This is a genomic window from Kribbella sp. NPDC050241, assembly GCF_044459685.1.
In the GTDB taxonomy this organism is placed as follows: Bacteria; Actinomycetota; Actinomycetes; order Propionibacteriales; family Kribbellaceae; genus Kribbella.
This window is the reverse complement of sequence record NZ_JBITJE010000001.1, coordinates 698,779-720,315: the sequence shown is the minus strand read 5'-3', so window position 1 is coordinate 720,315 and position 21,537 is coordinate 698,779. Positions and strand designations below refer to the sequence as shown.

The 21,537-nt window shown below is 69.4% G+C and carries 20 protein-coding genes and 1 riboswitch; of the genes, 4 read left to right on the top strand and 16 right to left on the bottom strand.

The features are described from left to right. Positions 1-30: 30 nt before the first annotated feature. The 5 genes from ACIBG5_RS03270 to ACIBG5_RS03250 are packed head-to-tail and all read right to left on the bottom strand — an operon-like array spanning position 31 to position 4,148. The gene (locus tag ACIBG5_RS03270; protein ID WP_396389800.1) at positions 31-426 is read right to left on the bottom strand and encodes a RidA family protein; all 396 of its coding nucleotides are present in this window, start codon (positions 424-426) and stop codon (positions 31-33) included. Further along, positions 426-1,514: an Ldh family oxidoreductase gene (locus ACIBG5_RS03265; RefSeq protein ID WP_393384360.1), complete on the bottom strand. Its 1,089-nt coding sequence runs from the start codon at positions 1,512-1,514 to the stop codon at positions 426-428. Before ACIBG5_RS03265 ends, ACIBG5_RS03270 begins: the two co-directional genes overlap by 1 nt. Positions 1,515-1,521: 7 nt before the next feature. Further along, positions 1,522-2,301, bottom strand: a complete 780-nt coding sequence (locus ACIBG5_RS03260; RefSeq protein ID WP_396389799.1) for an ABC transporter permease — start codon at positions 2,299-2,301, stop codon at positions 1,522-1,524. Then, the gene (locus ACIBG5_RS03255) at positions 2,298-3,116 is read right to left on the bottom strand and encodes an ABC transporter ATP-binding protein (protein ID WP_396389798.1); all 819 of its coding nucleotides are present in this window, start codon (positions 3,114-3,116) and stop codon (positions 2,298-2,300) included. The genes ACIBG5_RS03260 and ACIBG5_RS03255 overlap by 4 nt, the downstream gene beginning before the upstream one ends. Before the next feature lie 9 nt (positions 3,117-3,125). Next, a complete protein-coding gene (locus tag ACIBG5_RS03250) occupies positions 3,126-4,148 on the bottom strand; it encodes an ABC transporter substrate-binding protein (RefSeq protein ID WP_396389797.1) in 1,023 nt (340 codons plus the stop codon). A gap of 435 nt (positions 4,149-4,583) precedes the next feature. Here ACIBG5_RS03250 and ACIBG5_RS03245 point away from each other — a divergent pair, with 435 nt between their 5' ends. Both ACIBG5_RS03245 and ACIBG5_RS03240 read left to right on the top strand, forming a co-directional pair. Next, positions 4,584-5,900, top strand: coding sequence for a sensor histidine kinase (locus ACIBG5_RS03245; protein WP_396389796.1), 1,317 nt, complete (start codon positions 4,584-4,586; stop codon positions 5,898-5,900). A gap of 1 nt (position 5,901) precedes the next feature. Then, entirely contained in the window at positions 5,902-6,558 is a 657-nt protein-coding gene (locus ACIBG5_RS03240; protein ID WP_360439931.1) for a response regulator transcription factor, read from the top strand. A gap of 9 nt (positions 6,559-6,567) precedes the next feature. On the opposite strand, the gene ACIBG5_RS03235 is transcribed toward ACIBG5_RS03240, so the two are convergent. After that, positions 6,568-7,119: a MarR family winged helix-turn-helix transcriptional regulator gene (locus ACIBG5_RS03235; RefSeq protein ID WP_396389795.1), complete on the bottom strand. Its 552-nt coding sequence runs from the start codon at positions 7,117-7,119 to the stop codon at positions 6,568-6,570. A 120-nt stretch (positions 7,120-7,239) separates the two neighbouring features. On the opposite strand from ACIBG5_RS03235, the gene ACIBG5_RS03230 reads away from it, so the two are divergent. Beyond that, positions 7,240-7,908 carry an FMN-dependent NADH-azoreductase gene (locus tag ACIBG5_RS03230; protein ID WP_396389794.1) on the top strand — a complete coding sequence of 223 codons (669 nt, stop codon included), beginning with the start codon at positions 7,240-7,242 and terminating at the stop codon, positions 7,906-7,908. A gap of 63 nt (positions 7,909-7,971) precedes the next feature. On the opposite strand, the gene ACIBG5_RS03225 is transcribed toward ACIBG5_RS03230, so the two are convergent. The 9 genes from ACIBG5_RS03225 to ACIBG5_RS03185 form a co-directional block, all read right to left on the bottom strand. Beyond that, the gene (locus ACIBG5_RS03225) at positions 7,972-8,814 is read right to left on the bottom strand and encodes a putative RNA methyltransferase (protein WP_396389793.1); all 843 of its coding nucleotides are present in this window, start codon (positions 8,812-8,814) and stop codon (positions 7,972-7,974) included. A gap of 29 nt (positions 8,815-8,843) precedes the next feature. Then, positions 8,844-9,698: an ABC transporter permease gene (locus ACIBG5_RS03220; protein ID WP_396389792.1), complete on the bottom strand. Its 855-nt coding sequence runs from the start codon at positions 9,696-9,698 to the stop codon at positions 8,844-8,846. Further along, on the bottom strand, positions 9,685-10,656 hold the full coding sequence (locus ACIBG5_RS03215; RefSeq protein WP_396389791.1) for an ATP-binding cassette domain-containing protein: 972 nt from the start codon (positions 10,654-10,656) through the stop codon (positions 9,685-9,687). Before ACIBG5_RS03215 ends, ACIBG5_RS03220 begins: the two co-directional genes overlap by 14 nt. A gap of 1 nt (position 10,657) precedes the next feature. Beyond that, a complete protein-coding gene (locus ACIBG5_RS03210) occupies positions 10,658-11,701 on the bottom strand; it encodes an outer membrane lipoprotein carrier protein LolA (RefSeq protein WP_396389790.1) in 1,044 nt (347 codons plus the stop codon). A 180-nt stretch (positions 11,702-11,881) separates the two neighbouring features. After that, positions 11,882-12,496: a hypothetical protein gene (locus tag ACIBG5_RS03205; protein ID WP_396389789.1), complete on the bottom strand. Its 615-nt coding sequence runs from the start codon at positions 12,494-12,496 to the stop codon at positions 11,882-11,884. Between the two features lie 26 nt (positions 12,497-12,522). After that, a complete protein-coding gene (gene bluB, locus ACIBG5_RS03200; protein WP_396389788.1) occupies positions 12,523-13,905 on the bottom strand; it encodes a 5,6-dimethylbenzimidazole synthase in 1,383 nt (460 codons plus the stop codon). Then, positions 13,902-15,254 (bottom strand): cobyrinate a,c-diamide synthase, encoded by a 1,353-nt coding sequence (locus tag ACIBG5_RS03195; RefSeq protein ID WP_396389787.1) that lies wholly within the window; start codon positions 15,252-15,254, stop codon positions 13,902-13,904. Before ACIBG5_RS03195 ends, bluB begins: the two co-directional genes overlap by 4 nt. Positions 15,255-15,297: 43 nt before the next feature. Further along, positions 15,298-15,912, bottom strand: a complete 615-nt coding sequence (gene cobO / locus ACIBG5_RS03190) for a cob(I)yrinic acid a,c-diamide adenosyltransferase (RefSeq protein WP_396389786.1) — start codon at positions 15,910-15,912, stop codon at positions 15,298-15,300. Beyond that, positions 15,912-17,945, bottom strand: a complete 2,034-nt coding sequence (locus tag ACIBG5_RS03185; RefSeq protein WP_396389785.1) for a putative cobaltochelatase — start codon at positions 17,943-17,945, stop codon at positions 15,912-15,914. Before ACIBG5_RS03185 ends, cobO begins: the two co-directional genes overlap by 1 nt. A gap of 72 nt (positions 17,946-18,017) precedes the next feature. Next, a riboswitch (cobalamin riboswitch) is annotated at positions 18,018-18,150 on the bottom strand. Positions 18,151-18,239: 89 nt separating this feature from the next. Between ACIBG5_RS03185 and ACIBG5_RS03180 the strand changes: the two genes are divergently transcribed. Continuing rightward, complete coding sequence (locus ACIBG5_RS03180; RefSeq protein WP_396389784.1) at positions 18,240-21,191, top strand: AAA family ATPase; 2,952 nt, start codon at positions 18,240-18,242, stop codon at positions 21,189-21,191. Here the strand turns inward: ACIBG5_RS03180 and ACIBG5_RS03175 are convergent. Then, positions 21,185-21,454: a hypothetical protein gene (locus ACIBG5_RS03175; RefSeq protein ID WP_396389783.1), complete on the bottom strand. Its 270-nt coding sequence runs from the start codon at positions 21,452-21,454 to the stop codon at positions 21,185-21,187. The two genes, ACIBG5_RS03180 and ACIBG5_RS03175, sit on opposite strands and share 7 nt — an antisense overlap. Positions 21,455-21,537: the final 83 nt, after the last annotated feature.

The following is a 21,537-nucleotide window of genomic DNA, read 5'->3' as shown; positions in this document are numbered from 1 at the left end:
ACTCGACGCCGCGCATCATTTCCCCCCAGGTCATGAGATCACCGCGATCGCGTTGATCTCGATCAGGTAGTCAGGGTGCGCGAGCTTGCTGACCTCGACCATCGTCGAGGCCGGCAGCGGTTCGGCGAAGTACTGCGCCCGGATCTCGTGGATCTTCGCGAAGTCCTCCATGTTGCGCACGTACACATCCACCCGGCACACGTCGGCGAGCGTGCCGCCGGCGGCCTGGACCGCCGCCTGCACGTTCTCCAGCACCTGCCGCGTCTGCTCCCGGATGTCGCCGGCGCCGGCGATGCTGCCGTCCGGACGGCGGGCGGTCATCCCCGAGACGAACACCAGTCGGCCCGTCGCCTCGATCGTGGTGGCCTGTGAGAACACCCCGTTCGGGCTGTGCAGCGTGTCCGTCGAGATCTGCTTCTTCGGCATCAGCTCAGTACCCCTCCCGCCGGAACGACAGCACCGACCGCCCGTGCGGCCGCCAGCAGCGCGTCCAGCCCCGACCTCTCGATCAGTACGCCGTGCCGCCGCTGGTGTGCTGCCCGTTCCGCCTCGATCTCCCCCGGCAGGTACAGCCGGTTCACCCCCGGCGCGGTTGCACTGCCGCGCACCCGCGCGGCCAGCCCGGACGAGCGCCGACGGAAACTCTCCACCCCGCCCATCAACTCCGGGTCGATGGCCAGGAACAGATGCGCGCAGTCGTTCGGCCGGTCCGGCTCCCGGTACAGCGGGCGGACCTGGTCACCCCAGCCGCCACCGCTCAGTACGCCGGTCAGGACGTCGATCATCAGCGCCAGACCGAAACCCTTGTGCCCGGCGGCCGGCAGCAGCATGCCCAGGACGGCCTCTTCCGCATCCGTGGTCGGCGTGCCCGACGGGTCGGTGGCCCAGGTTTCCGGGATCGGCCGCCCGGCCGACGCGGCCAGCCGGATCTTGCCCAGGGCAACGGCCGACAGGGCCATGTCGAGCACGATCTCCACCCCGGCCGAGGTGGGCACCGCGATCGCCAGCGGGTTGTTGCCGACGATCCGCTCGGCGCCACCGGGCGCGGGCATCAGCGGCGTGGTGTTGGACATCGCCACGCCGATGCATCCCGCCTGCCCGGCCTGCATGGCCCAGCGGCTGGCCGCACCGAAGTGGTGCGCGTTGCGGACCGACACCAGGCCGAGGCCGTAGCGGCCGGCTCGCTCGATCGCATGGCCCATCGCCTGTGGGCTCGACAGTTGCCCCATCCCGCCGCGCGCGTCCACGACCATCGCCGCACCCGCGTCGTACAGCATGTCGAGCTCGCGTTCCCGGGTGACGCCGCCGGCGTTGAGGCGCTCGACGTACATCGGGACGAGCATGATGCCGTGCGAACTCACCCCGCGTAAGTCCGCCTCGACGAGGGCGGCGGCGATCTTGGTGGAGTCGGCCGGGTCGAAGCCGAGCGCGGTGAAGACGGCTGAGACGGTGGCTTCCAGCCAGGCCGGCCGGACCAGGACCCGGCGGTCGGCGTCGGAGGCTTGTGCGGTCACCGGGCGCTCACCGCGATTCCTGCGCCCAGGGCAGGAACAGGTGCTCCAGCAGGACCAGGATGTAGAACAAGACGATGCTCAGGATGCTGAGCAGGGTGATCGCGGCGAACGCCAGCGGCGTGTCCGCACTCGCGCCCGACTGGTAGATCACGTAGCCAAGGCCGTGGGTCGTGCCAACGAACTCGGCGATCACCGAACCGATCACCGCCAGCGAGATCGCCACCTTCATGCCGGTGAACATCTGCGGCATCGCGTAGCGCAGCCGCAGCTTGAAGAACTCCTGCGCCCGGCTCGCATTCAGCGACCGGAGCAACTCGACCAGCTCGATCGGCGTCGATTTCATCCCCTGTGCGGTCGAGATGACGATCGGGAAGAAACAGACCAGCAGCACCATGACCACCTTCGGCCACTGACCGAAGCCCATCCAGACCACCAGCAGCGGAGCGATCGCGACCTTCGGGATCGCGTTCACCATCAGCAGCAGCGGGTACACCAGCCGCTCCAGCAGCACCGACCGGACGATCAGCAGCGCGATCGGTACGCCGACCACGATCGCCAGCAGGAAGCCCTCGACCGTCTCCAGGATCGACGTCCCGGTCTCGGTCAGCAGGTACGACGGCTGGTCCATGAAGCTGATGACGACGTCCTTCGGACTCGGCAGCAGGTAGGACTCGATCCCGAACACGATCGTGGCCAGCCACCACAGCGCGATCGCACCGGCCAGGCCGATGATCGGCAGCAGCACCGCCGCGACCGGCGAGTCCTTCAGCCAGGACCGTTTGGTCATCGCGGCCGCACCTCGTCCACCTGCCGCGGCGCCGGCTCTTCAACCGGCGCCACCTTCTCCGCCAGCAGACCGTGCAGCAGTCCGCTGATCCGGGCGACCTCGGTCAGGTGTGCGTTCTGGCCCAGGGTGCGCGGGCGCGGGATGTCGATGTCGACGATCTCGCGCAGCCGGCCCGGCCGCGGGGTCAGCACGACCACCCGGTCGGCCAGCAGCACGGCCTCCTCGATCGAGTGGGTAACGAAGACGATCGTCGTGTCCAGCTCCATCTTGATCCGCTGCAGCTCGTCGGACAGCTCGGTCCGGGTGAGCGCGTCGAGCGCGGAGAACGGCTCGTCCATCAGCATCACCTGCGGGTCGCGGATCAGCGACCGGCACAGTGAGACGCGCTGCTGCATGCCGCCGGACAGCTCGTGCGGCAGCCGCCGCTCGAATCCGGTCAGCCCGGTCAGCTCCAGCAACTCGTGGGCCCGGTCGCGGTACGCCGCCCGGCCCCGATCGCCCTCGCCGCCGTCGATCTCGATCGGCAGCATGACGTTCGACAGCACCGACCGCCACGGCAGCAGCGCCGGCCGCTGGAACATGAACGAGACGTCCCGGCGCGGACCGGTGACGGGGTCACCCGCCACCCGGACCGTGCCGGACGTCGGTGAGATCAGTCCCGCGATCAGCCGGAGCAGTGTGGACTTGCCACATCCGGACCGGCCGATCAGCGTGACGAACTCGTTCTGCTGGACGTGCAGGTCGATCTCCTCGAGGGCCGTGACCTGGCCCTCGCGTCCGTCGAAGACCTGCCCCACACCGTCCAGCCGGATCATCGACGAGATTCAGCTCTTCGGCGCGAGGTCGATGCTGACGACGTCCTCGGACTTGACCGAGCCCGCGGGCGTGATCGCGCCGGCCTCGTCCAGCAGCTTCAGGATGGTCTGCACCCGCTGCGGGTCGACCGAGCCGAGCGGGTCGTTGAAGCCGTCCGGCTTCACGTACGGCTTCATCAGCTTGAGCTCTTCGGTGGCGACGCCGAGGTCGGTCTGCGGCACGTACTTCTTCAGGATCGCGGCGGCCGCGGCCGGGTCGTCGATGGTGTCCTGCAGGCCCTTGAGCAGCGCGGCGGTGAACTTCTTCACCTGGTCCGGGTGGTCCTTGGCCAAATCGGTCCGGGTGATGATCGCGTTGCCGTACAGGTCCGGCAGCACCTCGCCGTAGGGCAGGACGACGGCCTTGCGGTGCTTCGGGTCCGCCTTCTCGACCAGCGGTACGCCGACCACGAACTGGCCGATCGCCGGCACCTTCCCGGACGCGAGCAGCTGCGGCAACGCCGGCGGCGGGGACGGGATGAAGTCGGTCTTGTCGGCGGGAATCTTGGCCGCCTTGGCGTAGACCGGGAACATCACCGTGTTGGTCGAGCCCGGCTGGTCGCCGACGGACTTGCCGACCAGGTCCTGCGGCTTGGTGATGCCGTAGCCCTCCAGCGAGACGATCGCGGCCAGCGAGCGCTGGTGGATCATCCCGACCGTGGTCACCGGCAGCTTCTGCTTGCCCAGGGTGATGACGGCGCCGGTGAAGTCACCGATGCCGTAGTCGGCCTGGCCGCCGGCCACCAGCTTCATCACGTCGACCGTGCCGGAGCCCGGGTTGATCGTGACGTCGAAGCCGGCGTCCTTGAAGTAGCCCTTCTCCAGGGCCACGTAGGCGTAAGCCTCCCGGCCGAAGGTGTTGAAGGAGGTCAGATAGCTGACCTTCGTCAGGCCGGTGTCGGCCTGCTTTCCCTCATCGTCGTTGTTGCACGCGCTGACCAGGGCGAGCCCCAGGACCGCCACCAACGCGATGACGGAACGCCTCAACCTCATATCGACCTCTCTCGTCCGATATTTGATCAAACATCAAATTCAGAAAGGTGGTCAATCGGCCTTTGGGGACTTCACCGGGACTTTACGTCCCCGTGCCAGGTCCCCGCAGAGCCCTTCGGCCACCCGTTCTGGAGCCGTTTCCCCTACCCGTCCTGTCTAGGACCGGCATCCCGCCCCGACCACAGACCGTACCTGCCCGGACAGCAGATCGCGACGGCCGCAGGCTGCGAAACCGTCTGTTCGGTGTCAATTTGTGTAAACCGTCAGTTTCGAGTGACGCACGGCACGTAACCGGAACCGTGACCCAGCCATGACCCAGCCATGACCCGGCCATGACCCGGCGTCGAGCGCCCGTCGCGGTCCTCACTCCCCGGAGGGAGGTCTCCGGCTCCCCGGAGGGAGGTCTCCGGGCCGGACGTTTGACACCATGGAGGGGTGGCGAACGGGCTGGTGCGCGGATCGGCGCGTCCCGTGCGTGGGGCGCCGGCCCTGCTGCGTGCGGTGACCAGCCTCGGCCGGGCGTCGACGTACCTGCGCTGGGTCTACCTCCTGCTGGGCGCGGCCCTGGTGCTCGCGTTCATCCTGGTGGACAGCGCGCTGGTCGCGGTGGCCCAGGATCTCCAGCTGCCGAAAGTTGCCATCGGCATCGTCATCGCCGTGATCGCGGCCGGTCCGCCGATCGCCCTCGGCGTACTGCCCGCGGTCCGTGAGGTCGAGGGGATCGCGGTCGAGTCGCTGCTCGGCGTCCGGTTCGAGGAGCGGCCGCTCGGTCCGGCGCGGACCTGGCCGCAGCGCCGCCGGACGGCGAGCTGGTTCTGCCTGCACCTGGTCGCGGGCGGCACGGTGGGCATTCTCAGCACGATCGTGTTCGGCGTCGGAGCGATCTGGCTCGCGGTGCCGTTCCGCTCCCCCGGTACCCGGGACATCGTGCCGGGCTGGACATACGAGATCACTGGCGGCTGGGGCGATCTGTGGCTGCCGGCCGCGGCCGTGGGCGGGATCGTCGGCCTGTTCCTGCTCTCCGCCGCCGTGGGTGCCCTGCTCGCCCACCTGGCCCCGCGCGTGCTCGGGCCGACCGCCGCGGAGCGCATCGAGCTGCTCGAGCGTCGTACGGCGACACTTGCCGAGCGCAACCGTCTGGCCCGGGAGCTGCACGACAGCGTCGGGCACGCGCTCAGCCTGGTCACGATCCAGGCGGCCGCGGCGCGCCGGGTGCTGGCGACCGATCCGGAGTTCGCCGAGACGGCGCTGGCCGCGATGGAGACGTCCGCCCGCTCCGCGCTGGCCGAACTCGACCACGTGCTCGGACTCCTGCGCGACGACCGGCGCCCCGGGTCGCAGACGACGCCGCAGTCGACCCTCGGCGACCTCGACCGGCTGGTCGACGCCACCCGGGCCGGCGGCATCACGGTCGACGTACGGCGAGACGGCGACCTGGAACGACTGCCCGCGGCCGTCTCCCGGGAGGCCTACCGGATCGTCCAGGAGGGCCTCACCAATGCGATCCGCCACGCCGGCCACCGTGCGGGTGAGCTCACGATCGACCTCTCCATCCGGCTGGACGGTTCCGGTCTCCGCCTCGAGCTGACCAACCCGGTCAGCGGTACGTCGGACCACGCGGGCGGTGGCCGTGGTCTGGCCGGTATCCGTGAAAGGGTCGCCGTACTGCAGGGCACCGTGGCAGCAGGTCTGGACGGACCGCTCTGGCGGCTGGCCGTGACCCTGCCGGTCGCCGTGACGACGAAGGGATGACATGAATCTGTCGGTGGTCGTGGTCGACGACGAGCCGCTGATCCGCAGCGGGCTGCGCGCCATCATCAACGCCGAGCCCGACCTCACGGTGGTGGGCGAGGCCGGCGACGGCGCGGAGGTGCTGCCGGTCGTCCGCCGTACCGGCGCCGACGTGGTGCTGATGGATGTCCGGATGCCCGCTGTCGATGGGATCCAGGCGACCCGGCTGCTCCTGGAGAACCTCGACCCCGCGCCGCGTGTGCTGGTGGTGACGACGTTCGAGAACGACGACTACGTGTACGACGCGCTGCGCGCGGGAGCCTCCGGGTTCCTGCTCAAGCGGACGCCGCCGGACGACATCATCGCGGCGATCCGCACAGTCGCCGGGAGCGAGTCACTGCTGTTCCCCGAGGCGATCCGCGCGCTGGCCCGGGCCCACGCAGGAGGGCAGTCGCCGCGGCCGACCGGCTTGGACGAATACCAGCTGACCGAACGGGAGCAAGAGGTACTGCGTCTGATGGCGCGCGGACTGTCGAACGCGGAGATCGCCACCGAACTCATCCTCGGCCTGCAGACGGTCAAGACCCACGTGGCGAACGTCCTCGCCAAGCTGAACGCCCGGGACCGCACCCAGGCCGTCATCCGGGCCTACGAGTCGGGCTTCGTCCCGCTGCACTGACCTGACCGGTCAGGTGTCGGCCGGGTCCACGTTCTCGTCGGCGAGGACACAGGCGTTGTGCAGCGGGTCGACGGTGTCGGCCTTGACCGCCACACGCTGCAGGAGCATCCGGAAGCTGGAGCGCTCGGAGTCCTCCAGACTGCCGAGGACCTCCTCCTCGGCCGTCGCAAGTCGCTGCTCCAGCTCACACAAGGTCTCCCGGCCCTGCTCGGTCGCCACGATCAGCCGCGCCCGGCGATCGGCCGGGTCCGGCTGTCGCTGGACCAGGCCGGCCTTCTCCAGGTCGTCCAGCAGGTAGGTCATCACGGTCCGGTCCACGCCGAGCTGCGCCGCGAGGTCGAGCTGCCGCTTCGGGCCCTCCCCATGTGCGGCCGCCAGCACCTGGTAGCCGCGCGGTCCACCCGGTACGTCGTCGAGCACCGCGGCGGCCGTCTTGGCGTACCGCCGGAAGACGACGCCCAGCGCCCAGCCGAGGTCCGTCTCGACCGGCGCACCGCTGGCGGTCCGGTGGGGCGCTCCTCTGGCTGCCCGGCTCCCGACGTCGGGCGAAGTACTGGTCACGCCCCCATCGTACGTGGTGTACGCCACTCGGAATACGATCTGACTTGAATATGTTCTGCTTCACAGATTATCTTCAGGACAGCTCATATGAGCCGCCCCTAATCTGATGGAGATGAACGAATGACCACCCTGTTACGCGTCGACGCCAGCATCCGGGTCGAAGGATCGGTGAGCCGCGCTCTGGCGGACAGCGCCGAGGCGGCCTGGAAGGCGGAGCACCCGGACGGCATCGTGGTCCGCCGCGATCTCGGGTTGTACCCGTTGCCGTCGACCATCTGGCCGACGCTGGCCGCCGCGCAGGTGGGTGCCGAGCCCGCCGACGGCGCCGACCGCACCCCGCTCGCCGAGGCGAAGGCCCTCGCCGAGCAGCTCGCGAACGAGGTCAAGAATGCGGACGCCATCCTGCTCGCCGTCCCGCTGTACAACTACGGCATCGCCAACAACGTGAAGACCTGGATCGACCTGCTGCTGATCGACCCGGAGCTGGTCCGCGGCACCGCTGGGACGGCGGGCCGGCCGGTCATCTTCACCCTCGCCCGCGGCGGCGGCTACAGCCCCGGTACCCCGAAGCACGGCTGGGACCACGCCACGCCGTACCTGGAGCGGGTCTTCGCGGACATCTTCGGCATGAACGTCCGCACCGCCGCCGCCGAACTCACGCTGGCCCCGGTCACCCCGGGTATGGAGGAGCTCGTCGACGCGTCCAAGGTCTCCGAGTCGGAGGCCCGGGTCACCGCTGAGCAACACGGCACCGTGGTGGCCCGCGAGCTCATCGGCAACGCGGCCTGACCTCCACGCGTCGTGCTCGCCTGACTGCGAGCCTGGTGCGGTGCCGTGCTAGCCGGCACCGGATCAGGCGACCTGCCAGGTCGACAGCGTGACCGACAGCGTGACGATCGAGGGTTCGGGCAGTACGGCGATCCGTTGCGCCAGCTCGCGATAGTTCAGATGACGCGCACTCGGCGTCATCAGCACCAACTGCTCCACCGCACCCCGGTCGAGCCGCATCGTCTCCTCGACGACTTCCCGTCCGGTGTTCACGAACGCACCGGCGAGTGATTCCCGCAGCCGGCGCTCCTTCTCCTCGTCGACCGTGACGAGCCCCAGTACGCCGACCAGTTCGGCGAGGTGCTCCTGATTCGGTGTCACCACCAGGAGCGAACCGCCGGGCGCGAGGACCCGGGCCATCTCGGCGGCGTTGCGCGGCGCGAACACGTTCAGCATCAGGTGCGCGGAGTTGTCCAGCAGTGGCAGCTGCTGCCACGCGTCGCACACCACGGATCCGATCCGCCGATCCACCTTGGCCGCGCGGCGGGCGGCGTACCTCGAGACGTCCAGGGCGAGGCCGCGACGGGCGGCTGTGGCACCCACGACACCGGCGAGGTAGTAGCCGGTGCCGGCGCCGACCTCGACGACCAGTTCCTCGCCGTCCGGCCGCAGGCTCGCGGCGGCGTTGAGGATCAGCGCGTCCCGGATCGGGGTGTAGTGGCCGCCGCCGAGGAAGACCGTCCGGGCACCGACCATCGCGGCCGAGTCGCCGTCGATCCCGGTGGATGCCGAGGGCAACAGATTGAGGTAGCCCTGCTTCGCCAGGTCGTACGTGTGCCCTTGCGGGCAGCGCGCCGTACGGTCGGTCAGGGCGAGTGCGTCCGCGCAGACGGGACAGCGCAGTACGGCGACCAGGTCGGCATCCACCGACCCAGTGTCTCAGTCCACCGGGTGGGTCAGGTGATGTCCCGGCTGGTGAGGCGCGCCCAGGCGGCCGTGTAGAAGACGACCAGGTAGGCGGCCTGCACGAGCAGGTTGCGGACGATCTCATGCCAGTACGGCGGATCTCGGAGCAGGTCGGCGAACGACTGCCACCGGTACATCAGCAGCCACGGATGGATCGCGTGCAGCTGCGGGATCGCGGTCATGATGCCGAGCACGATGAACGCGCCGAAGGTCGCCGCCATCGCGGCCAGCGGGGTCGACGTCAGCGACGAGACGAAGAGGCCGATTCCGGCCAGCCCGAGCAGCGACAGCGAGATCACCACTGCGATCAGGAGAGCGCGGAACAGGCCCTCCCCCAGCGAGACCGTCGTCCCGGACAGCAGGAGTACGTCGCCGACCGGGAAGAGAATGAAGCCGACGATCAGCCCGGAGATCCAGATCGTCATCGTCGCGGCCAGGCAGAACACCGCGAGCGCGACCATCTTGGCCGCGAGCAGCCGACTGCGCCCGGCCGGTGCGGTGAGCATGGTGCGCAAGGTGCCGAGGCTGGCCTCGCCGGCGAGAGACTCGCCCGAGATGACGGTGACCGCGGTCGGAAGGAAGAACGGCAGGGAGAGGCCGAGGCTCGCGACGATCAGGAACAGGCCGTTGCCTGCGACCTGCCCCAGGAAGCCCTGCGCGTCGCCGTCGGAGCCGGAGAGCTTGATCGCGATCCCGATCAGCAGCGGGACGGCGGCGAGGACGCCGAGTCCGGCCTGGGTGCGGGCGCGCCCGAAAACGAGCCGCAGCTCCGAACGGAACAGGCCGAGCGTGTGCTGGCCCGCGGTCACCCGCCGGCCGCTCTCGACAGTGCTACTCAGCGACATCGAAACCCTCCCCCGTGAGCGCGACGAAGGCCTCCTCCAGGCTGGGGCGTTCCAGCCCGAAGCCATGGATGCGAACATCGGCGGCGACCAGGGCCGCCGCGAACTTGTCGACCGGGAGGTCGCCGGAGTCGCCTTCGACGGTCTCCTCTGTGGTCTTCAGATCGGTGGCGCCGAGGCTCTTGAGGGTCTCGGCCGCCTGCGCGAGGTCCGGCGTGCGGACGACCAGACGCGGACGGAGCTCGGCGCGCAGGTCGGCCACGGTCGACTGGCGGACGAGTTTGCCGCGGCTCATCACGGCCGCGTGGGTGCAGACCTGCTCGACCTCGGCCAGCAGATGGGTCGAGGTGAAGACCGTGGTGCCGTCGCTGGCCAGCTCGCGAATCAGGTTCCGGACCTCGCGGGTGCCTTGCGGGTCGAGGCCGTTGGTCGGCTCGTCGAGCACCAGCAGGTCGCGACGCTGCATCAACGCGACCGCGATCGCCAGCCGCTGGCGCATACCGAGCGAGTAAGCCCGGACTTTCTTGCCTGCGGCATTGGACAGTCCGACCCGCTCGAGGGCTTCGGCCGCGCGGGCCTTGCGCGTGCGTGGGTCAGCGGTCCGGTCGGCCGCGTCGAAGCGCAGCAGGTTCGCCTGTCCGGTCCAGAACGGGTAGAACGCCGGCCCTTCGACCAGCGCGCCGACCCGCGGCAAGACCTTCAGCTGGGCCTTCGGCATCGATTCGCCGAGCAGCTCGACCGACCCCGAGGTCGGCGCGATCAGCCCCAGCAGCATCCGGATGGTCGTCGTCTTCCCGGACCCGTTCGGCCCGAGGAACCCGAACACGCTCCCCGCAGGGACCTCCAGGTCCACGGTGTCCACCGCCACCTGGCCACCGTGGAAACGCTTCGTCAGTCCCCGCGTGACGATGGGTGGGGCGGCCGATGCCGCGGGTGGCGGCGGCTCCTGCGGGGTCGTCACGTCAGCGGGGAGCCTTGGCTGCGGCGGCCTGCAGGGTGTCGGGGGTGACCAGACCGGCGAAGACGCGGCCGTCGTCGGTGATCAGGGCGCTGACCATCTTGCTGGTCAGGATCTTGCCCTTGCCCCAGGAACCCTCGACCGTACGAGCGTTGGCGAGCAGCTGGTCGACCGGGCCGTTGCCGGTGGTCTTCACGCCGCGGACCATCACCACGCTCTCCCAGCCCGTGCCGATCACGGTCGGCTTGTCGCCGCGCTGGGCCGGCGCCTTCTCACCCTTCGGCCCGACCGCCTTCGGCGGCTTCACCGGGTGCGGGGCCTCGCGCGTCGCGGGCACCTTCTTGTCCGTCACCTTCACACCCTTCGGCGGGGTGAAGCTGAACGTACTCGCCGCCGGTACGTCGAACGACACCGAGGAGAAGCCGAGTTCCACGGCCGGGTCGTTGCCGGTCCGCGGCATCACGGTCACGTCGAGCGGGACCCACGTCTTCGAGTCGATCGCCAGTGTCACCGAGCCGACCGTCGTACGGTCCGTCTTCGGCACCAGGCGCAGCTTGTAGGCGTCCCGGCCGGCGACCTTCTCCGTGCCGCTCACCTCGACCTTGGTGGTCGGGTCGATCGCGTCCAGGAACTGCTTCGCGACCGCCTGCGGGTCGTAGTTCTGCGGCGCGACCTTGGGCTTGTCCGGCTTCGCGGAGCGCGCCGGCAGTGTCAGCTTGACGGCCTCACGCCTCGACGAGTCGTACGCCCAGGCGGACTTGCCGTCGGTCGTCCAGACCCGCTCGGCCTGGTTGTCCAGGACGGACACCCGGGCCTTGTCCGGGGTCGCGAAGGCGACGCGGGCGGTGTGCTGACCGCTGAGCAGCTCGGAGACCGGGTTGCCGCCCTCGACACCAGGGATCGCGGGCAGACCGAGATCCGCGGAAGAGCGGACCGTGCCGCTCAGCCCATCGACCTTGGCCGTCTGCACCTTGGCGAGCAGATCCTGCGCCGTGATGCCGGGCAGCTTCGGGGAGGCGTCCGCGACCACTGGCCCGAGTGCCGCCACACCTGCCACTACCGCGATTGCCGTAACCGGAACCAACCACCGTCGACTGCGCTGCGTTACGCCCATGTAGTCAAGACTCGCACCGCGTCGCGGCGGAACCAAGAGGTCTCAGGGTGGGTTCACCCAAAAGAGTGAGCCGCGCGTACTACCAGGGTCGTACGCGGGGCCTGGTACGGCGGCTCAACGGCTCTGCAGCGCGTCCAGGGCCACGGTCATCGCGGCGGCCACGCGGAAGTCGAGGCGCTGGTCCTTGACGGTGACCCGGTACCGGTCCCGGACCGTGAGCCTGCGCTCCACCGACAGTACCGGCTGACCGCTGTTCACGTCGGTGAAGTCGAAGTGGAAGATGAACGGCAGCGGGATCTCGCCGACGAACGGCACGAACTCCCAGATCCGGCGGACGATCGCGATCGTGGGGTTACGCTCCGTCCCGCTCGAGTGCACATGGCCGCCGCTCAGCTGCCAGCTGGACCGCAGCAGGCTCTTGCCGAACTCCTTCTTGAACCAGCCGATCGGCTGGCCGTCGGCGTCCATCACGTCGTAGCCCGAACCCAGGTCGATCGACTTGCGCGCCTTGAACGAGAACACCGGCCGGGTCTTGGTGTCGTCGGTGTAGAACGTGACCTGCTCCTTGAACGCCATCCGCTTCTGCTGCGCGAACGCCAGCAGCGGCCCGTCCGAGCCGTCCGGGTTGGTCGTGATCAGCTCGTACTTGTTCGCCATCATCGTGACCCGCTGCTTCATCGAGAACGCGGGCACGTACATGGCGGCTGGGCCCTCAGGAGGAACGGTCATGCCGAGGAGTCTGACAGCTTTCCCGCTCATCCAGCAGTCGTCACTCCGCAGGCCGATGCACCGACGCGCAGTCCCCGCGCCATCGCATCGGCCAGTTCGGATTGCTCGACGATCTGGACAACGAACTCGCCTACGCCCTGCAACGCCAGGTCCCGTGCGAGCTCGACACCGAGCTCCACCGCCTCGACCGGCGTACGAGCAGGCCGCCACAGCACACCGAAGTCGGCTGTGGGTTTCTGTGGATTCAGCTGTACGACGAGCGCCTCGGGCTGCTCCAAGTACTGCGCCGGATCGCCGCCGACGATGAGTCGGACAAGCTGTCGGCTGTTTGTCTGTACGGCGTTCTGCTGTGCCTGCACCGCGTCGTCGACGATCGACGTGGGTGCGACGCCGGGGAGGCCGCGTCGGCCCCATTCCTCTTGGTGAACTGCCCAGGCGAGTGGGCGGCGTGCGGCCCAACCGGTGCGTACCAACTCGGGTGCGGTGGCGAACTCCTCGACGTACCCGACACAGAGGTAGCCGACGAGCTCGATGTGGGTGGGGAGGTCGAGTACTGCGGCGACCTCGGTGGGCTCGAAGAAGGAAACCCAGCCGACGCCCAGTCCTTCGGCTCGCGCGGCGAGCCAGAGGTTCTGGATCGCGATCGCCACGGAGAACCAGGTGGTCCGTGGGTCCGCGTGCCGACCCAGCACATGCCGCCCGCCGCGGCCCGCGTCGCAGGTGACCGCGATGTTCAGCGGGGTGTCCAGGATGGCTTCGATCTTCAGGCCGTCGAATGACTGCCGGCGGTCGGACGGCAGACTCGCCGCGAACGCGTCCCGCTGAGCCGACGCCAGGTCATGCACCTTCCGCCGCGTGGCCACGTCCCGAATCAACAGAAAGTCCCACGGCTGACTCAACCCCACACTCGGAGCCCGATGCGCAGCCTCCAACACCCGCCCCAACACATCATCGGGAATCTCTCGCTGCAGAAACCCCCTCCGCACATCCCGCCGCTCCGCAATCACCCGATGGACGATGTTCCGTTCTGCAGGTGCATAGCCAGGAGCAGCAGGCAAGCGGCCGATGGCTGTTGTCGCACGAGCTGAACGACGCTTCGTGACCAGCAGTTCGGCGCCGGTGAGGAGCACTGCAGCCTCTGCAACGCCTGGCGTGCCGGTCAGTTGGTCGACCTTCTCGCTTGGGGTGGGGACGGACTCGCGGGCCAGCTCTTCGGCGGGCGCGGTTTGTAGGTCGGCGTTCAGGGAGGCAGCCAGGCGTTGGACACCTGGCTCGGCTTCGCGGCCGGCGACCGTGACGACGAGCCGGACCGTGCCTCCACCAGCCTCCTGTAGTGCGTCGTGCACGAGGTCACGGAGTTCGCGGTACGGCGTACCGGAACGGAGGCCGATGCCGACGACGAGGTTCACTTCTCGAGCCCCGCATGCACACGTGCTTCCGCGACGAAGCGGGCCGGGACGTCCGGGCTCGCCGTCCAATGCAGATGCAGGTACGACGCGTGCACCCGAGGCAATGCGATGCCCTCGACACCAGCGGGCAGGTGCCACGCGGGATCGACCTGGGCGTCCAGCTCGATCGCCGTCCGGTGGAACTCGTGACCGCGGACCCGACGACCCTCGTCGAAGAACGCAGTCGTGGTGGCGGCGATCGCCGTCCGGTAGCCGAGGGTCAGGCGGTCGGTCATCCGAGCGGTCGCAGGGAGCACACCCGTCATCGGATGGCCGTCCAGCTCGCGACACAGATAGAGCAGTCCGGCGCACTCGGCGATGACCGGCAACCCGGCCGCGATCTCGGTCGCCACCTGCCGACGGAGTACGTCATTGGCCGACAGCGCTTCAGCGTGCAGCTCCGGGAAGCCGCCACCCAGATACAGCGCCGAGGTCGCTTCAGGCAATGGATCGGACAGCGGGTCGAAGGCAACAACATCGGCGCCCGCGGCAACCAGCAGCTCGGCGGTCTCGGTGTAGCGGAACGAGAACACGGGGCCACCGGCAACCGCCACCACCGGCCGACCTTCACCCGCCTGAGTCACCTCCGCGGTCGGGTCCCACGCCTCGACGTCGAGATCTGTGGCGGCACGGGCAGCGGCGACGAACGCTTCCAGGTCGACGCCTTGGCGGACCAGTTCGGCGGCAGCCTCAACCGCCGCCGAGGCTTGCTCCCGCTGCTCGTCGGCGGGGACCAGACCGAGGTGACGACTGGGCACGGTGAGGCGGGTGTCGCGCCGAAGTACACCGAGCACCGGTACGCCGGTTGGCGCCACTCCGGCCCGTACCTCGGCCTCGTGACGGTCCGAACCGACCTTGTTCAGGATGACACCCACGATCCGGATCTCGGTGTCGAAGGCAACGAAACCCTGGACGACGGCGCCGACGCTTCGACCCGCAGCCGACGCGTCGACCACCAGCACCACAGGTGCCTTGAGCAACTTCGCGACGTGGGCGGTGGACGAGAACCCTTCGGTCCCGAGGGCGCCGTCGTACAGCCCCATCACGCCTTCGACAACGGCGAGGTCTGCGCCAGCGGCACCGTGTGCGAACAGCGGGCCGACGCGCTCCTCGCCAGACAGCATCGGATCGAGGTTCCGCCCGGGACGACCAGTGGCGACCGCGTGGAACCCAGGATCGATGTAGTCCGGCCCCACCTTGAACCCGGCGACCGTGTGCCCGGCCCGCCGTAGCGCCGCCATCAACCCAACGGCGACCGTGGTCTTCCCAGCCCCCGAAGCCGGCGCCGCCACCACAACCCGCGGGATCACAGCGTCACCCCAACTGCGGCGCGTTCCCTGACCCCGCCGGGCGTTACCACTCGATGCCCTTCTGGCCCTTCTGGCCTGTGTCCATCGGGTGCTTGACCTTGGTCATCTCGGTGACAAGGTCGGCGGCGTCCAGCAGGCGCTGGTCCGCGTTGCGTCCGGTGATCACGACGTACTGATGGCCGGGCCGGTTCGTCAGCGTCTCGACCACCTCGTCGACGTCGACCCAGCCCCACTTCATCGGGTACGTGAACTCGTCCAGGACGTACAGGTCGTGTGTCTGCGCGGCGATCCGGCGCTGGATCTCGCGCCAGCCCTCCAGCGCGTCGGCGGCGTGGTCCTCCTCGGTGCCGGCCTTCCGCGACCAGCTCCACCCCTCGCCCATCTTGTGCCACTCGACCGGCCCGCCCTGACCGGTCGCCGTGTGCAACTCACCGAGCGCCTTGAACGCTCTCTCCTCGCCGACCTTCCACTTCGCGCTCTTGACGAACTGGAACACGCCGATGTTCCAGCCCTGGTTCCAGCCGCGCAGAGCCATCCCGAAGGCGGCCGTCGACTTTCCCTTCATCTCACCGGTGTGCACCATCAGCAGCGGCCGGCTCCGGCGCTGGCGGGTGGTCAGGCCGTCCTGCGGCACCACACTGGGCTGCCCCTTCGGCATCAGGCCGCCCTCCGGTCCGTCACCGTGCGGATGAGGTTGCCAGCGGCAACGTCACCGAGGTCGAGGTACTCGGCGCCGAGGTCGGCTGCGAGCTCCCCGGCCAGCCCGAGCCGGACGCCGCGGCGCGGCTCGCAATCGACGACCACCGTGGCGATCCCGTGCTGGGCAAGCCAGCCGGCCGCCTGGCGGGCGCGGGCGAACGCGTTGTCTCCGTGGGTGGCTCGGCCGTCGGTGACGAGCACGAGCAGTGGGCGTCGACGTGGGTCGCGGATCGCGGCGATCCGCAGTACCTCGGCGGCTTGCAGCAGTCCCTCGGCGAGCGGCGTACGTCCGCCCGTCGGCAGCGATTCAAGCCGGCGTACGGCGGTCTCGACGCTGCCGGTGGGCGGCAGGGCGACCGTCGCAGCGGCACCGGCGAACGTGACGAGGCCGACGGTGTCACGGCGCTGGTACGCGTCCAGGAGCAGCGAGACGATCGCGGTCTTCACCTCACCCATCCGCTTCTTCGTTCCCATCGAGCCGGACGCGTCCACGCAGAACAGCACGAGGTTGCCCTCGCGCCCTTCTCGTACGGCGAGCCGCACATCCGCCGCCCGCACCGCGAGCCCCGGCCCGGTCCGCCCGCGCGCATGCTGATGCGGAGCCGCGGATCGGATAGTTGCCAGGAGATGCGGGCGGCCTGCCTCACGTCCTGCCCGTGAACGGTCGCCCACCACGCGCCCGACCTCGGTGATCGCCCGGGACCGCCGACCGGCGACGCCTGTCCCGGCGGCCTGCACACTGAGCAACCGCGCCTTGTAGGGCTCCGAGCTGCCGACTACCTCACCAGCCGGCGCCGGCCCAGGCCGGCCACTCGCCTCGCCGCCTTCTGGCCCATCCGGGTCGACTCCGGCCGGGTCTGCGGTGGAGTCGGCAGGGTCCGCGTCGGCCGGGCTGCCGTCGTCCGCGGGATCCGCTCCCCCGCCCGGACCGCCTGGACCGTCCGGATCGTCGTCCGGGTCCTCCGGGGGCGGAGTGCTGTTGTTGATCGCCTCTTCCAGCTGGTCCTCGTCAAGACCTGGAGCGTCGAACGGATTTCGACGACGCCGGTGCGGCAACGCCAGCTTGGCGGCCGCGCGCACATCATCCACCTCGACCACAGTGCGCCCGGACCAGGCAGCGTGGGCAACCGCCGTACGCGCGGTGACCAAGTCGGCCCGCATCCCGTCGACGTCGAACGACGCGCAGATCTCCGCGATCTGACGCAAAGCGGGGTCGGTGAGAATCACCTCGGTCAGCAGGGCACGAGCCTTGACGATGCGCTCGGCGAGCTCGCGCTGCGGACCGTCGTACCGAGCAATGAAGGCATCCGGATCAGCCTCGTATCCGAGCCGAGCCCGCATCACCTCGACCCGGACGGCAGGATCCCGGCTGGCGACGACATCAACAGTCAGCCCGAACCGGTCGAGCAACTGCGGCCGGAGCTCACCCTCCTCCGGGTTCATCGTGCCGACCAGCACGAACCGCGCCGGGTGCGTGACCGACACCCCGTCCCGCTCGACCGTCGCACGTCCCATCGCCGCCGCATCGAGCAGTACGTCGACCAGATGGTCGTGCAGCAGATTGACCTCATCGACGTACAGGATCCCGCGGTGCGCCGCGGCCAGCAGACCAGGCTCGTACGCCGTGATGCCCTCGGCCAGCGCCTTCTCGAGATGCAACGACCCGAGCACACGGTCCTCGGTCGCACCCACTGGAAGCTCGACCAGCCGGGCCGGCCGGGATTCGCTGACCGACGAATGCGGCCCGTCGGGACAGGCCGGGTCCGGGTGGTCGGGGTCGCAGGAGAAGCGGCAGCCCGGTACGACGTCCACCGTCGGGAGGATCTCGGTCAGTGCGCGGACCGCGGTCGACTTCGCCGTACCCTTCTCGCCCCGGATCAGCACCCCACCGATCGCCGGCGAGATCGCCGCCAGAATCAGGGCGAGCTGAAGATCGTCCATCCCGACCACGGCGGTGAACGGGAAACCACTGGACGGTGAGGCAGGCCGCATGAGCGGTGGATCCCTTCGTCGAGCGGGTATCCACGCCCGCCGGCAGCTGGTACGCCGTACCACGGAGACCGCAGTCCGACGGACGGAGGTGGATGTCCTGGCTTCCGGGATTCACCCCGGTCACAGTGGCGGGACCGCCCCGGACTCCCGGCCGAAGCCGGTCACCGGTGTTCCTCCACAACCGTCCGCCCGATCATGACACACGCCACCCATCCCTCAGCGACCAGGTTCACACCCGCACCCGGCGGTGGTGGGCCTGTCGGTTGGGCGCGGATGGGTGTTCACTGAGGTGACATGGGGGGTCTTCGGGCCGATCATCGGTTTGCGGGACGGGCCGTCGAACAGGAACTGCTCGGCGATGTGCTGCGCGACGCCGTCGGCGGGATCCCGCGCGCGATCGTGATCCACGGTGAAGCCGGCATCGGAAAGAGCCGCTTGGCGCGGGAGATGTGCCGGGATCCGCGGCTGACCGTCCTGTGGGGATCGTGCGTGCACTTCGGTGGCGCGTCGGTTCCGTTCGCCCCGATCAGCGGCGCACTGCAGGACTGGCTCAGCCAGGCCGACGCGGACGAGCGGGAGCGGATCCTCGCCGCGACCGATCGGCTGACCGCCTTGCTTCCCTCGATCGGCACGAACGGCAGCGGCGACGCTGCCGACGGCATCGACTCGACGCGGCTGCCGATGCTGGTCGATCTCGTGCTGAACCGGATCGCGGACCAGCGCCCGACGGTGGTCGTCATCGACGACCTGCAGTGGGCCGACGTGGCCTCGCTGGACGTGCTGTCCTACTTGATCGCCGGATTCCGGGTCCAGCGGCTGGTCCTGATCGCCACCTGCAGGACCGAGGAACGCGGCGAGGGGCATCCACTCCACTCCTGGCTGGCCGACATGCGCCGGATGCCGTACTTCGGCGAGACTTCCTTGCAACCGCTCGACCTGGGGGCCGTCAGCAACCAGATCGAAGGACTGCTCGGCCACACGCCCGACATCGAGCTCGCGACCGAGGTCCTGGCCAGGTCGGACGGCAACCCCTATCTCGTCGAACTCATGGTCCGCGGCCTGTCCGGCGCTGAGCGAAGTCTGCCTCCAACGGTCCCGGCCGCACTCGGGGAAGCGCTGCTCGCCACCTGGCACGGCCTCAGCGAACGGGCCCGGCTGCTCACCAGAGTTCTCGCCGTTGGCGGTCGCCCGACGTCGTCCGCGGTACTGAGCCAGGTCGCATCCGGCCATGGGATCGACGCGAATCAGATCACCCCCAGCCTGTCCGAGGCGCAGGACCGTGGGGTCGTGCGCAACGACAGCGGTAGCTGGTGGTTCCGTCATCCGCTGCTGGCCGAGGTTCTGTACGACGGTCTGTCGCCCGACCAATCGATCGAGCTGCATTCCGACTATGTCCGCGTACTCGAGTCGCGACCCGCCGAGTTGACGGCCGCCGACCTGGCGGTCCACAACGAACGAGCCGGCAACATCGATGCGACCTTCCGCTGGTCGCTGGTGGCGGCCGACCAGGCAGCGCAGCTACGGGCCCCGTCCGAAGAGGCGATCCAACTCCGCCGCGCGTGCGCTCTCTGGGAGTCGGCATCACCAGCGATCCGAGGCGGGCGTGACGACAGAATCCGCTTGTTGCGACGGACAAGCACGATCTGTCTCCGGGCAAGCCTGGCCGACGCGGCCGTCCCGCTCCTGACCGAGGCATTGAGCCTGGTGGACAAAACGCGCGAGCCGTTGCTGGCCTGCGATCTCCTGGTCGCGCGGTCCGACGCCCGCTGGAGCTCGACCGCGCCCGGCATGCCGGACCTGGCCGACGTTCGGGAAGCGATCGAGTTGACGACCGACTTCCCCGCGAGCGCAGAGCGCGCCGTCGCGTTCGCGGAGCTGTCCGAGAGCGAGACGCTGCACGGCCTGCCAGACGACGTACTGCACGCAGAGGAAGCGGTCCGGATCGCGCACAGGTCAGGCTCGGCGCAAGCCATCGGGCGAGCCTTGGGTGCATTGGCGGCTGTGTCCGACAGTCGCGCGCCGCTCGAGTCGCTCGCCGGTGCGGAGGTTGCGGAGCAGCTGGCCAGGTCCTGCGGAGATATCGACACCGCCACCAATGCCGCCATCTTCCGTTTCAATGCCCTCCACACGATCGGCCCGCGATCCGACGCAGCCGAGGTCACTCGCGCGTCGTATGTCGAGGCGGTCTCCGCCGGCGCCGGTGTCTGGGCGTATTTCCTCGCCTTCCAGGCCGCCGGTGAGCTGATCGAACTCGGCCGGTGGGACGAGTGCCATGACTTGTTGCGGTCAGCGTTGGCCGCCCGCGCGGCCGATATCCCTGGAGCAGGCGTGAGGCTGGCCGCAAGCCTGCTCGCCGTCAGGTCGGGCCGGACCGAGGAGGCCCGGCAGCATTTCGATCGGGCGTTGGAGCTGATCTCCGACGACTTCAATCCGCTCCGCCCGTACATCACCCGCGTCGGCATCGAGCTGATGACGGCGGAAGGCAAGGCCGCAGACTCCGTGGCCTGGGCACGCCCACGTCTGACCGTGCTGGATCAGGCGCCTGAGGGGTGGGATGACGAGGTACTTCCGGGCTTCGCCCAGGCGGCGGCCGACGCAGCCTGCGCCGCCCGCGACCGCGGCGAGGTCGCCGCCGTCGCTGCGGCCGCGGACGCGCTCGACAGCGTCATCGACGGATGGCCGCGGGCGCCCTTCGCCGACGCCATGGGTGGCGTGGATGTCCAAGCGATGAATGAGGCACTCCTTGCGGCCGAGATCGGCCGCTGCCGGAACACCCTGGATCAAGCTGACCTGTGGCGCCGCGCGGCAGACGCGTGTGGTGTTGCCGGAAGTCGCTGGGATCAAGCGGTCGCGCAGTGGCGGTGCGCCGAGGCTGAGCTCACCAGTGGACCGACTTCGGCGCAGGCACGCGGCCTCCTGCGGCAGGCTCATGAATGCGCGGTCGAGTTGGGCGCCGAGCCCTTGCGTCGAGAGATCGAGTCGCTCGCGCGGCGGGCAAAGGTTGACTTGAGCCCGGTCGAGGACGTGCCGTCCGTCGACGACTCACGGCTGGCAGCGCTCACCGGGCGGGAGCGGGAGGTGCTGACGTTTCTCGTGGCCGGGCGGTCGAACTCCGAGATCGCCAAGGATCTGTTCATCAGTGACAAGACGGTCAGTGTTCATGTCTCGAACATTCTGCGGAAGACCGGGACTACGACCCGGGTGGCAGCCGCCGCTCTGGCTGAGCGGCGGCTGCCTGGTCAGTGAAGGTGGACCGGATGGCGACGTCGGTAGGCCCAAAGAGCGGCCAGGGCGATACCGGCCCCACCGATGGCGCTTGCGCCGGCCTGCCGAGCTTCGTCGAGGTTGTCGTCGACCTCGATCGTCGGGCTCGGATCGTGGACGACCACGACAGGCTGCCGGTAGTCGTCTTCGGGATAGATCTCGCGCGCCGAGGCCTGGGATGCGATCGCCAGGGTGATGCCGACGGTCAACACAGGTACGGCCACGAGGGTACGGATGTGCTTCACGGTTCCTCCTCACGGCGCGGATCGCCGTCTGCATTCACCCTGCGGCCGGGCCCGGAGTCGCCACATCGGGCAGTCCACCTCAG

Bases quoted from the DNA above. Each gene is read 5' to 3' on its own strand.
- ACIBG5_RS03270 (WP_396389800.1), bottom strand. From the start codon at position 426: ATGCCGAAGAAGCAGATCTCGACGGACACGCTGCACAGCCCGAACGGG.
- ACIBG5_RS03260 (WP_396389799.1), bottom strand. From the start codon at position 2,301: ATGACCAAACGGTCCTGGCTGAAGGACTCGCCGGTCGCGGCGGTGCTG.
- ACIBG5_RS03255 (WP_396389798.1), bottom strand. From the start codon at position 3,116: ATGATCCGGCTGGACGGTGTGGGGCAGGTCTTCGACGGACGCGAGGGC.
- ACIBG5_RS03250 (WP_396389797.1), bottom strand. From the start codon at position 4,148: ATGAGGTTGAGGCGTTCCGTCATCGCGTTGGTGGCGGTCCTGGGGCTC.
- ACIBG5_RS03240 (WP_360439931.1), top strand. From the start codon at position 5,902: ATGAATCTGTCGGTGGTCGTGGTCGACGACGAGCCGCTGATCCGCAGC.
- ACIBG5_RS03230 (WP_396389794.1), top strand. From the start codon at position 7,240: ATGACCACCCTGTTACGCGTCGACGCCAGCATCCGGGTCGAAGGATCG.
- ACIBG5_RS03220 (WP_396389792.1), bottom strand. From the start codon at position 9,698: ATGTCGCTGAGTAGCACTGTCGAGAGCGGCCGGCGGGTGACCGCGGGC.
- ACIBG5_RS03205 (WP_396389789.1), bottom strand. From the start codon at position 12,496: ATGACCGTTCCTCCTGAGGGCCCAGCCGCCATGTACGTGCCCGCGTTC.
- cobO (WP_396389786.1), bottom strand. From the start codon at position 15,912: ATGCCGAAGGGGCAGCCCAGTGTGGTGCCGCAGGACGGCCTGACCACC.
- ACIBG5_RS03185 (WP_396389785.1), bottom strand. From the start codon at position 17,945: ATGCGGCCTGCCTCACCGTCCAGTGGTTTCCCGTTCACCGCCGTGGTC.
- ACIBG5_RS03180 (WP_396389784.1), top strand. From the start codon at position 18,240: ATGGGGGGTCTTCGGGCCGATCATCGGTTTGCGGGACGGGCCGTCGAA.